The following is a 12,396-nucleotide window of genomic DNA, read 5'->3' on the forward strand; positions in this document are numbered from 1 at the left end:
AATAGGATGGAGCAGAGCAATTTTTCATTTTTATCTGAGCATTGGGACTTCTTACTCCAGGATGCCAAATTTGTGGAAAGCTATGCTTTGCGTGATCCTAGAGCCGCGGCAATCTATGCACGCCGAACATTAGAATTAGCGCTAAAATGGTTATTTGCTAATGATTCAACTATAAAATCACCCTATGAATTAAATCTAGCCTCTATGATTCATGAGCCAAGCTTTTCGAATATGATCCAAAGAGGTTTGTTTTTTGATATTAAATTTATTCACCGATTAGGGAATATCGCAGTACACGGTGACGAGAATATTTCGCCTCAAGAAGGTTTAAAAGCAACCGTTGCACTTCATCAATTCTTAGGCTGGATGGCGCGGGTCTATTCTACTGGCGGCGCAAAACCCGAACAATTCCAAGTAACTTATCTTCCTAAAGCGCAAGAAGATACACCTAAACTTTCCAAACATGAGATTGAAAAAATTCAAGCTGACTTAGAAGCAAAAGATAAAGCAGCTGAGGCTGCTCGAGCTAAGCTAACTCAAACAGAGGCAGAACTTGCCGCCATAAAAGAGCAATTAGCATTACTTCAGGACGTTAAGAAAGCCAATAGGAAAACGATTAGCAGCAATGAATACACGGAGTCACAAACTCGAGAATTGATGATAGATGTCATGTTACGAGAAGCGGGTTGGGATCCGAAAGGAAAAAATGCTGAGGAATTCGAAGTTTTAAACTGTATGCCTACGGTCTCCGGTAAAAATGATGGTACGGGCTATGTTGATTATGTGCTTTGGGGCGATGATAACAAACCACTTGCATTAGTTGAGGCCAAAAAAACAAAAGTAGATCCACAAACAGGAAGTCGACAAGCGGAGCTTTATGCTAATTGTTTAGAGCAGCATCATGGTCAGCGTCCGATTATTTATTTTTCTAATGGGTATAAGACATGGATGTGGGATGATACTTTTTATCCTCCACGAGAAGTGCAGGGCTTTGCCACTAAAGATGAATTACAATGGAAAATCAATCAGCGTAAGAGTCGTCAATCGTTAAACTTGATGCAGCCTAAGACAGAGATTGCTGGTCGATATTACCAAATAGAAGCTGCAGCTCGCGTCATGCAACATTTTGGAGATAATCGTAAACGCAAAAGTTTAATCGTCATGGCAACTGGTACGGGCAAAACTCGTTTGTCCATCGCCTTGGTCGATATGTTATTGCGGGCTAATTGGGTAAGGAAGGTATTATTTTTAGCTGACAGAACCGCTTTATTAACTCAAGCTAGTCGAGCGTTTAAGAAAAATCTTCCTCATGTCAGCCTCGCCAATCTCTTGGGTAAGAAACAAGAGGAAGCGCGAATATTATTCTCAACCTACCCAACCATGCTTAATTGTATTGACGGAACCAAGAAAAAGCAGAGCCAAACATTTAGTGTAAACCATTTTGATTTGATCATTATCGATGAAGCGCATCGGTCTGTTTATCAAAAATATGGTGCCATTTTTGATTATTTTGACTCACTGCTACTTGGATTAACGGCTACACCCCGTGGAGAAGTTGATAGAAACACATATCAATTGTTTGAACTTGATAATCATCAACCAACTTATGCTTATGAGTTAGAGCAAGCAGTCAAAGACGGTTTCCTTGTACCACCTCGCGCTATTTCGGTACCATTGAAGTTCCAAAGAGAAGGAATTAAATACAACGAACTTTCTATTGAAGAACAAGAAGAGTATGAATTGCAGGAGGAGTTTTATGATAAGGAAACGGGCGATCTAAAAGAAGAAATCGGCTCTTCAGCTTTGAATCAATGGTTGTTTAATAAAGATACCGTCAATAAAGTTCTGATGCATTTGATGGAACATGGAATCAAAGTTGAGGGCGGAGATAAAATCGGTAAAACCATTATCTTTGCTAAAAATAAAACACACGCTCAGTTTATAGTCCAACAGTTTGATGAAAATTATCCGCATCTGGCAGGTAAGTTTTGCCGTCGAATTGATCATTCAGTGAAATACTCACAAAGTTTAATTGATGCGTTTAGCCTTAAAACAAAAGATCCTTTTATCGTTGTTTCAGTGGATATGCTTGATACCGGTATTGATGTTCCAGAAGTTGTGAACTTAGTCTTTTTCAAGCTGGTTCGCTCCAGAACAAAGTTCTGGCAAATGATAGGACGTGGCACTAGACCCTGTGAGGATTTATTCGGTCCAGGAAATGATAAAAAGGAATTTGTGATTTTTGATTATTGTGAGAATCTGGAATTTTTTGATACTAATCCAGAGGGGTATGATTCCAGTATTCAAGAGTCTGTTAAGCAGAAAATATTTAATCGTCGATTAGACCTAATAACAGCTTTAGAAAATACAAATATTGTTAATGATGCACTTAAAAGTTTTAGTGGAACTCTAAAAAATCAGCTACATGAAGTTGTTACCACTATGAATATAGACAATTTTATTGTTCGAAAAGAACGAGCAAATGTTGAAAAATATGCCAAGCGAGACCAATGGGATATTTTGAAAGAAGATGACATAAATACACTTAGAAGTAAGCTTAGTGGCTTGCCTTCAATAGACAATGATGATGAGCTTTGCCGTCGATTTGATTTACTGATTTTGAATATTCAGATAGCTATTTTGCAAAATAGCAGAGCACAAGAGAAATACAAATCACAAATCATTGAGATAGCGAAGGGGCTAGAAGACAAATCAAACATTCCTAATGTCGCAAATCAAATGGAGTTAATATTAGATTTGCAAACTGAACAATGGTGGGCGGATGTTTCTTTGCCTTTACTCGAGCAGGTAAGAGTATGCCTTCGAGATCTGACAAGATTTTTAGATAAAGAAACTGTTCTAATCAACGTTTATACTAATTTTGCCGATGAAATTAGGGAAGGTTCTGCAGTATATGATTTGGTGAAAAGCGATTCTAATTTAAAGGATTATAGAGAGAAAGTGCGGAAATTTATCAATGATCACAAAAATCATATCACTATTCGGCGATTAAGAAATAATGAACCAGTTACTCCTACTGACATTGCCGCTCTAGAAGATATTCTTTTTTCAGAATGTGGCGTAATTCCAAAAGAGGACTATCAAAAAATCTTTGGTGAAAAACCTTTAGGCGTATTAGTTCGCTCTGTTGTGGGCTTGAGTCGAAAAGCAGCTAAAGAAGCCTTTGCAGAATTTCTATCAAAAGTGCCATTAGAGCCTGATCAAATAGCCTTCCTCAATGAGGTCATTGAATTTCTTGTACAGAATGGCACCATGGAGCCTAAGGTATTATTTGAAACGCCATTTACGAATATTCATAATTTGGGGATAGCAGGGGTATTTGATGATAAAACGAGTAGACGGTTGATTGATTTAGTTAAACACATAAATGAAAATGCGGGGATGGGTTAAAATTCTAATATCAGTTTGTAATCTTTTATTAATAAAATGTAACCAGGTAATTAGATGAATGTAGAAATTCAAAACTGTAACAATATCGATTCAGCTAAAATAACGATTACTAAGAATAAACTTAATATCAAATTTGCACATAATGGAACTGGGAAAAGTACTATTGCCAAGGCATTACAATGCTTTTCAGCTGGAGATAAGGATCTTTTAGCTGACTTGATGCCTTTTAAGTATAGGGATAGTAATCCTAATAACCTGCAACCGATAGTAAGCTGCATGGAAAAGATTCGAAATATAATGTGTTTTAATGAAGATTATGTTAACCAGTTTACCTTTAAGCCGGAAGAACTAGTAAGTAATAGCTTCGACATATTCATTAGAACGGATGCATATAGGGCGATAGAACAAGAAATAGCTAGTATCGTGCAAACTATCCGGCAGCAATTTACAAACAATTCAGATTTAGAAACGTTGATTTCGAATCTTAAGGGGCTAAGCGATGCATTTAAACTGACAGCATCAGGTCAACTTTCAAAGTCTTCAGCTGGAATGAAGGGACTATCAGTTGGAAACAAAATAACGAACATACCTCAAGGGCTTGAACCATATCAGCCATTCATTCAAAGCCCCAAAAGCGTCAATTGGATTGATTGGCAAACCAAAGGCCATTTAGAATATTCAACTTTATCAACCGCTTGTCCATTTTGTTCAACTGACTCGACAGGCAAGAAAGAGCAAATCAGAAGAGTAAGTCAAGAATACGATAAAAATGTGATAAAGAATCTTGTTGGAATAATCGATGTTCTTGATAAACTGGGTGAATATTTCTCAGTAAATGCGAAAGAAAACTTAGAAATCATTACTTCATTAAAAGAGGGCCTTGAAAAAGAGCATGAGAACTTTATCGTCGAGCTCAAGAATCAAATTGATACTCTGGTTCAAAAGCTAGAGGATGTGAGAACCCTTTCAAGTTTTCATTTTAAGGAAGGCGAAAAAGTTGCAGAGAAGCTAATATCCTATAAACTAGATTTGCATTTTTTATCTCACCTTAACTCAGTTAAAACGCAAGCGACTATCACATCAATAAATTCATCGCTAGATGTACTAATAACACAAGCTGGGGAATTACAGGGTAAAATCAATAGACAGCGAAAAGAAATACAAAAACTCATTGAAAAGCATCAGGCGGATATCAATAGTTTCTTAGCATATGCTGGCTATCGCTATAAAGTGGAAATTGCTGGAGAGCATGGGCGATCTCAACTTAAGCTGTTGCATGTTGACCATAGTCAACATCTAAGTGGTGGGCATCAGCATCTTAGTTTCGGTGAAAGAAATGCCTTTGCTATTGTGTTATTCATGTATGAATGTTTGGCAAAGGCACCTGATTTGATAATATTGGATGACCCAATATCGTCTTTTGATAAGAATAAAAAGTTTGCGATATTAGAAATGTTGTTCCGACGTGATGGAGTATCATGCCTAAAAGGCAAAACGGTTTTGATGTTAACGCATGACATAGAACCCATAATTGACACGCTTAAATCAGTAAAAAAGCAGTTTAGCAATCAGGTCACAGCCACTTATCTCAGATACAATAGTGGTCATGTGCATGAGCGATCAATCTGTGAAAAGGACATAAAAACATTTGCTCAAATATGCCAAACTGCTGTCAACTCAGATTGTGACAATATTATTAAGCTTATATACCTAAGACGTTATTATGAGATTATGGATGATCATGGTGAGGCATATCAGGTTTTATCAAATCTGTTTCACAAAAGAAAAAAACCTCTTGATTCAAGGGAGCCACTAGGTAGAGATGGTAAATATCCTGAGATGGATCCTGCCAAGCTTTCTAATGGTATTGATGAAATAAGAAAAAATCTACCTGGATTTGACTACGAGAATATGCTCAGAAATATATCAGATACGAATAGTTTAAAATTCTTGTACCATGACTGCCAAAACGGATATGAAAAGTTACAAGTGTTTAGACTTATTGGTATAGACATTGAAAATTCGATTATTCAAAAATTTATCAACGAAACATATCATATTGAGAACGAATTTATATGTCAGCTAGACCCTACACAATTTGACCTTGTACCTGAATATATCGTCGATGAGTGCAGTAAGAAATTGCAGGAAGTTAAATGAGAATCCTCCATACATCCGACTGGCACTTAGGCCGAATCCTTTATGGTAGAAAACGTTATGAAGAATTCGATGCTTTTTTAACTTGGCTTGCTGAGACGATTCATAATAATGAAATCAATGTCTTGCTGATAGCGGGGGACGTATTTGATACCACGGCACCGAGTAATCGAGCTCAGGAACTTTATTACCGATTTCTATGTAGGGTTGCCAGCTCATCCTGCCGGCATGTGGTCGTTATCGCAGGCAACCACGATTCACCATCTTTCCTGAATGCACCCAAGGAGTTACTTAAAGTCCTTAATGTTCACGTGGTTGGTAGTATCTCTGAGGATCTTGAAGATGAGGTGTTGGTGCTTCGAAATAAGCAGGGTACCCCAGAAGTGATTGTCTGTGCTGTGCCATACCTTCGAGATAAAGATATCCGTGTGGCGGAAGTTGGCGAGAGTATAGAAGATAAGGAACGGAAGCTGATTGAAGGTATCCGCAATCACTATGCTAATGTCGCTGTCTTGGCTGAACAGAAGCGCAATGAACTAGGGGTTAATATTCCTATCGTAGCCATGGGACATTTGTTTACGGCCGGTGGGCAAACCTTTGATGGTGATGGTGTGCGAGATCTTTATGTTGGATCCCTGGCTCATGTAACGGCTAGTATTTTCCCGACCTGCTTCAATTATTTGGCACTAGGCCACCTGCATGTACCGCAGAAGGTCAACAATTCAGAAATTATACGCTATAGCGGATCTCCTTTGCCTATGGGATTTGGAGAAGCAAAACAGCAGAAGAGTGTTTGCCAGGTAGTATTTCACAGTAATGAAACATCCACACAGCTGATTGATGTTCCCGTGTTTCAGAAACTTGAGCGTGTCAAAGGGGACTGGGTTGATATTTCAAATCGCATTCTCGAATTGAAAGTAATAGATTCAAAATGCTGGGTTGAAGTTATTTACGAAGGCGATGAACTTATTGGTGATCTGCAGGAGCGCTTGGAAACTATTATTTCAGGCACACAATTGGAAATTCTTCGAGTAAAAAACAATCGGATCATAGATCGTGTGCTGAAACAAATTCATGAAGAGGATACACTGGATGATTTGAATGTGAACGTTGTGTTTGAGCGATGTCTATCTGTTCATGATATACCAGAAGATCAACGACAGGAACTGATCCTGACCTACCAAGAAACGCTTTCGTCTCTCTATGAAGACGATGTGCAGGCTGAATAAAGAGGCGACCAATGAGAATATTGCAGGTGCGTTTTAAAAATCTGAACTCGCTGGTCGGTGAATGGAAAATCGACTTAACACACCCAGCTTTCACGTCCGATGGCATTTTTGCTATTACCGGACCCACTGGTGCAGGTAAGACAACGATTCTTGATGCTATTTGCCTTGCTCTTTATGGACGGACGCCTCGCCTGAATAAGATAAGCAAGAGTGGAAATGAAATTATGTCCCGTCAGACTGGTGAATGTTTTGCTGAGGTGTCGTTTGAAACTCAGACCGGTCGATATCGGTGTCATTGGAGTCAACGTAGAGCGCGTAACAAAACTGATGGTGAACTGCAGCCTCCTAAGCACGAGATTTCTAACGCAGATTCTGGTGAAATCTTTGAATCCAAGATCAGGGGTGTAGCTGATCAAATCGAATTAGCTACCGGCATGGATTTTGACCGGTTCACCAGATCAATGTTGTTAGCTCAAGGCGGTTTCGCTGCGTTTCTACAGGCTGATCCAAATGAAAGAGCTCCAATCTTGGAACAAATTACCGGAACAGAGGTTTACAGCCAAATATCTATCCGTGTTCATGAACGTCAACGTGAAGAACGAGAGAAACTGGATATTCTTCAGGCTGAAACAGCAGGAATTGTAATTTTGGAACCTGATCAGGAAAATGAGATAGGGCAGGCACTCGAGGCAAAACAAAAAGAAGAAGCAGAACTTACCGCCAGGATCGAGAAAATAGGAAAAGATATTTCATGGCTAACTACCATAGATGGATTAAAGAGGGACTTATATAACCTAGTTGATGAATCCAACATATTGCATACTGATCTTGAAGCATTCAAACCGAATCGTGACAAACTTACCCAGAGTTTAAAAGCAGCATCTCTTGATGGTGTATACGCAACACTAACTGCATTTCAAAAACAACAGAGTGAAGATCAAATAGCACTGAAGAAGGAAGAAGATATTCTTCCTGAATTAGAAGTATCTGCCAAGGAGAAGGCTGAATACTTGAAATTGGCTGAGCAAAAAACAGTTATAGCCAAAGAAGCATTTAAATCTGCTGCACCTATATTGCAGAAGATTCGTTCCCTAGATCAGCGGCTTGCCGAACAAGAAAAAGCTGTTTTGGAAGTTGATGTTAACTGTAAGAAAGATGCGACCAAGATAGCTGAAGATAAAAAAGCCAAACAAATGGAGCAGGAAAAATGTACTGGAGTCCAAAGGGCTCTGGAACTTATTAACTGTTATTTAAAAGAGCATATCCAAGATGAATGGCTTATCGGCGGTCTTGCTGGTATTGAAGAACAGCTAGGTAGCCTAATTTCTAAACAAAAGGAAATTGTTGAAAAAGAAATTGTCCGTGATAAAACCATAACTGCCTTGCAATTGGCGAAAAAGTCATTTGATGATTGCCAGAATCAATGCAATATTCTGAGGAAGGAGCTAGTTGACGCCTCAACAAGACTACAGCAAGGCAAAGATACTTTGAGTCAGTTATTGGGGGGTAGACTGTTACGTGAATACCGTATAGAGAAAGAAACTTTGTTACGTGAAATTGCTTTTCTAGCAAAAATAGCGGAACTTGAAGAACATCGACTTAAATTGGAGGATGGCAAACCTTGCCCACTATGTGGTGCAAAAGAGCACCCATTCGCAGAAGGCAATATTCCTACTTCAGATAAATCTGAACAGAAGATCGAAGCTTTGACTGAGCTTATTAACAAGGCTGAGGAGCAGGAAATATCTATTAAGAAGCTTGAAGAGAATGTGATTGAGGCACGTAAGAATCTGATGGATGCTGAAAAGCAGGAGATAGCAGCAGATAATGAGAAGAAATCAACAGATAAAACCCTAGCAAATATAATGGAGTCTTTAGAAAAACTCCATACCAATTTTACAGAACGCAGGGAGACTTTGTCTGCTAAACTCCTGCCACTAGGCATTTCGGAGCTCTCTGATGACAATATTTCGGTAATATTGGAGGTCTTACAGGCACGGTTGGATGCATGGCAATCTCAGACTACGAAAAGAACTGATTATGAGAAACGGATTGCTGCATTCGAAAGTGAGATGAGTCGTCTGGATGGAGTCATTGACACTCAAAGTATAGCCCTGGCTGAAAAGCAATCACGCTTGGAAGTAATGACCAAGGATTTCATCGCTGTAAAGGAAGAACGAAAAGCGATATATGGTGACAAAAATCCCGATAATGAGGAGTTTCTTTTGCATAAGGCTGTTTCTGATGCGGAAAGTGCTGAAAAACAAGCTAGAGATCAACATAATGAACTCCAGAAAAAATGGAATACTGTAAAGTCCTACATTGAATCCCTGAAAAAACGCATTGACCAGCAAGAGCATGAGTTAAGAAGATTAGAAACTGAATTTTCTGCGGCTCATGTCTCTCTGGGGTTTACTAATAAAGAAAAGTTTATAGAAGCCAGATTGTCTCCTGTGCAGAGAGATGATCTAGCTGCGCAGGCTAAGAGATTGGATGAACGTCAAACAGAACTTAACGCTAGACAAAAAGATAGAGAAACGCGCTTAGCCACTGAAATGGCTAGAAAATTTACTGACAAACCACTGGATGAACTCGAACCTGAATTCAAGGATTATGAAAAATCACTGAGAGAGACAAGGGATATCATTGCAGGTTTCAAGCACAGACTAAGTGAAAATATGGCTGCAAAAGAGCAGATAAAAGAAAAGCAAATGGTTATAGAAGTCCAGAAAAAAGAGTGCCAGCGGTGGAGAAACTTGCACGAATTGATCGGGTCTGCTGATGGCAAGAAGTATCGCAACTTTGCCCAAGGGTTGACCTTTGAAATGATGATTGGTCATGCCAATCGACAACTGCAAAAAATGACTGACCGCTATTTACTACTCCATGATGACGCTCAGCCTCTGGAGCTAAATGTAGTTGACAACTATCAGGCTGGTGAAATTAGGTCTACGAAAAATTTATCAGGCGGTGAGAGCTTTATCGTCAGTTTATCCTTGGCACTTGGTTTATCCCATATGGCAAGCAAGAAAGTCCGGGTGGATTCTCTATTCCTGGATGAGGGCTTTGGCACGCTTGATGATGAAGCTCTTGATACTGCATTGGAAACTCTTTCAAGTCTGCAGCAGGACGGCAAACTTATTGGTGTAATTTCGCACGTACAGGCTTTGAAGGAGCGGATCAGTACCCAGATCAAGGTAATACCTCAAACTGGGGGCAGGAGCCGGCTTTGTGGCCCTGGTTGCATTAGATCTAGCGCTAAAGATCAGTCTATTTAAGCAGATTAATACATAGTAATAAAGAAGAGTTATGATGTTACTATTAAAGACAGATTTTTTTTCCATTTTTTTCTAAAACAATATTATAGCCACAGGCATGAGATACATTAAGAAAATTTGTTAATTTCATATCTTCTTGTACGCCTGATCGCAAGTTTTGTATGGCTGTAGTGGAAAGACCTGACTCATTGGCTAGTTTTCTGACGCTTTTTTTGCTGGTTTCCATTAATTCGCGAATAATTTCAGACAATAGAAACTCTTTGTATTCTTCTTCAAACTGTTTTTTGAAAGCAGGATCTTGCATTTCTCGTTCGAACGTTGATAGTGGTTTGTTACTCATAATATTTACCTCGCTCTACACGACTAATATAATCATTTCGACTGTTTATCGCTTTATCTTTTTCGTTAGTGGGTAGCTTTTGTTGTTTTTTGCAAAAGCCATTGGTAATAACAATTTTCTTACCCTCATAGAAAAAACATAAAAAACGCTCAGGTTGTGGCTTAAAAGCATAAATTTTATCACCTTCATTCCTGAATTTTGTTTTATCTTTAATCTCTCCATTATCTCCCATTCGTTTTAATAATTTTAACAGCTGAATTTTTTCGGATTTATCTAAGCTGTTATAATATTCCAATGCATCACTATGCTTTTTGTCATCAAAATACCATTCAATGGTATAAGCTTCACCTTCATAAGCTATAAACTCAACTCTTTTCATCATAATTAAGTGTACCAATAAAGTTGTACATTGTCAAAAAATAATACGATCTACCCTTTACAGAACTACATTTTCAGAAACTAAGTTCATTATATAGTCTGACCATTTCTCCAGGGCGTCTTTTCTCTGTGGTAACATCTCATTTTTGTTATAAGTAGCCATAATCTTAGGCATCTTATGTCCTAGACATTTTTCGATGACAACGGGATCAATATTTAATGTTTCACCCAGCTGGGTTGCAAATGTTCGGCGCAGATCGTGAGCCGTCCATTTTTCGATTCCGACTCTTTCTTGTAAACGATTGACTGCTTTGGGTAGTGCTCTGTCGCTGATTGGGTTTATACCGTCTGCGCCGCTGATTACATAATCCCCTATATTGCAATGGTAAAGCTCCAGAAATAAGGATTTGACAGGTTCGGTTAAATGGACACGCATGGTGATGCCAGTTTTGGTGTTTGCAGCGGGGATAGTCCATAGAGAGTTTTCAAAGTCAAACTCTTTCCATTTGGCGATTCTTAGTTCGCCGGTGCGGACGCCAGTTAGTAGTAATATTTTAATGGCATTGGTGATTTGTAAAGAGACGCCATGCTTGCCATTATTTAAGAATTGCCAGAGCTGTTTAATTTCATCTAATGTCAGATGTCGCTCTCTTGGCTTTTCCACCCCACCAATATCACGGGCACGGATGTTTGCTGCCTGGTTGACCGTAAGCTCTCCCCGGCTAACAGCATAATTAAACGCTTGTTTAAGTGCACTGAGAACTTTATTGGCATGGACAGGGGAGCCTCTATTAACGATTTTATCTAACGACCAAGTAATATCTTTTGTTTTAAGTTCCTCAACCTCTATGTTTCCAAGCATTGGTATTATATCTGCCTTAATTAATTGCTCTATTTGTTCAGGGCATTTTCGGTGGCGTTTGATGTAATTATCGAACCAATTTGTAACAAGATCTTTGACAGTAAATCGCTCTTCTTTTTGGGTAATCATGATCTTTTTAGGGTTACTGCCGCTTCTTTTTATTTCCCTTAAATCCATGAACTGTCTTTTTGCATCTGCTAAACTAACTGATGGATAATTACCAATGGTAATGTGGTCCTTTTTTCCATCTATTTTGTAGCGGTATACCCAGGTTTTTGTACCAGTAGGGTATACAAATATTCCAAAACCATCTCCTTCAAATAGTTCAATACGCTTGTCTGATGATTTTAAGTTTTTGATGTAGGTATCGGTAAATCTGACCATGTTGTTCCTTTTACTGGTTACTTCACTGGGTACTTTATGGTGTTTTTGAATGTTATTGGATGTTATCGATTGATATTTATGATATGCTTTACATCTTTATGTATCAAGGTTTTTTGACTGAAAAGGTATAAAAATATTATTCCAATTAAATCTATAGTTTGCAGTATGGGGTGCTAGTGGTCGAAGGTTCAAATCCTTCCGTCCCGACCAATCCCAGTAAGGGTTTCCAGAAGAACCCTAAAATTAAAAAAAGATTTTGGTACCACTCTTGGTACCGGTTTCGAAATCCTTGGGCTCTTCTGGAAACCCTTACTGGGATTGGTCGGGACGGAAGGATTTGAACCTTCGCCCACTAGC

The 12,396-nt window shown here is 38.8% G+C and carries 7 protein-coding genes; 4 read left to right on the forward strand and 3 right to left on the reverse strand.

Features of this window, described 5'->3' with window-relative positions:
- Window positions 1-6: 6 nt before the first annotated feature.
- From DGG96_RS16545 to DGG96_RS16560, 4 genes are read left to right on the forward strand one after another with little or no spacing between them, the layout of a single operon-like run.
- Window positions 7-3,411 carry a DEAD/DEAH box helicase family protein gene (locus DGG96_RS16545; RefSeq protein ID WP_110142747.1) on the forward strand — a complete coding sequence of 1,135 codons (3,405 nt, stop codon included), beginning with the start codon at window positions 7-9 and terminating at the stop codon, window positions 3,409-3,411.
- A 54-nt stretch (window positions 3,412-3,465) separates the two neighbouring features.
- Window positions 3,466-5,571 carry an AAA family ATPase gene (locus DGG96_RS16550; protein WP_110142746.1) on the forward strand — a complete coding sequence of 702 codons (2,106 nt, stop codon included), beginning with the start codon at window positions 3,466-3,468 and terminating at the stop codon, window positions 5,569-5,571.
- Entirely contained in the window at window positions 5,568-6,797 is a 1,230-nt protein-coding gene (locus tag DGG96_RS16555; RefSeq protein ID WP_110142745.1) for an exonuclease SbcCD subunit D C-terminal domain-containing protein, read from the forward strand. The genes DGG96_RS16550 and DGG96_RS16555 overlap by 4 nt, the downstream gene beginning before the upstream one ends.
- Window positions 6,798-6,808: 11 nt before the next feature.
- A complete protein-coding gene (locus tag DGG96_RS16560; RefSeq protein WP_110142744.1) occupies window positions 6,809-10,075 on the forward strand; it encodes an AAA family ATPase in 3,267 nt (1,088 codons plus the stop codon).
- A gap of 43 nt (window positions 10,076-10,118) precedes the next feature.
- Here the strand turns inward: DGG96_RS16560 and DGG96_RS16565 are convergent, their stop codons facing one another.
- From DGG96_RS16565 to DGG96_RS16575, 3 genes are read right to left on the reverse strand one after another with little or no spacing between them, the layout of a single operon-like run.
- The gene (locus tag DGG96_RS16565) at window positions 10,119-10,415 is read right to left on the reverse strand and encodes a hypothetical protein (protein ID WP_110142743.1); all 297 of its coding nucleotides are present in this window, start codon (window positions 10,413-10,415) and stop codon (window positions 10,119-10,121) included.
- On the reverse strand, window positions 10,408-10,797 hold the full coding sequence (locus tag DGG96_RS16570; RefSeq protein ID WP_110142742.1) for a type II toxin-antitoxin system RelE/ParE family toxin: 390 nt from the start codon (window positions 10,795-10,797) through the stop codon (window positions 10,408-10,410). Before DGG96_RS16570 ends, DGG96_RS16565 begins: the two co-directional genes overlap by 8 nt.
- 54 nt (window positions 10,798-10,851) lie before the next feature.
- The gene (locus DGG96_RS16575; RefSeq protein ID WP_110142741.1) at window positions 10,852-12,039 is read right to left on the reverse strand and encodes a tyrosine-type recombinase/integrase; all 1,188 of its coding nucleotides are present in this window, start codon (window positions 12,037-12,039) and stop codon (window positions 10,852-10,854) included.
- Window positions 12,040-12,396: the final 357 nt, after the last annotated feature.

The organism is Legionella qingyii (assembly GCF_003184185.1).

Coding starts and splice junctions, on each gene's coding strand:
- DGG96_RS16545 (WP_110142747.1), top strand. CDS start 7: ATGGAGCAGAGCAATTTTTCATTTTTATCTGAGCATTGGGACTTCTTA.
- DGG96_RS16550 (WP_110142746.1), top strand. CDS start 3,466: ATGAATGTAGAAATTCAAAACTGTAACAATATCGATTCAGCTAAAATA.
- DGG96_RS16555 (WP_110142745.1), top strand. CDS start 5,568: ATGAGAATCCTCCATACATCCGACTGGCACTTAGGCCGAATCCTTTAT.
- DGG96_RS16560 (WP_110142744.1), top strand. CDS start 6,809: ATGAGAATATTGCAGGTGCGTTTTAAAAATCTGAACTCGCTGGTCGGT.
- DGG96_RS16565 (WP_110142743.1), bottom strand. CDS start 10,415: ATGAGTAACAAACCACTATCAACGTTCGAACGAGAAATGCAAGATCCT.
- DGG96_RS16570 (WP_110142742.1), bottom strand. CDS start 10,797: ATGATGAAAAGAGTTGAGTTTATAGCTTATGAAGGTGAAGCTTATACC.
- DGG96_RS16575 (WP_110142741.1), bottom strand. CDS start 12,039: ATGGTCAGATTTACCGATACCTACATCAAAAACTTAAAATCATCAGAC.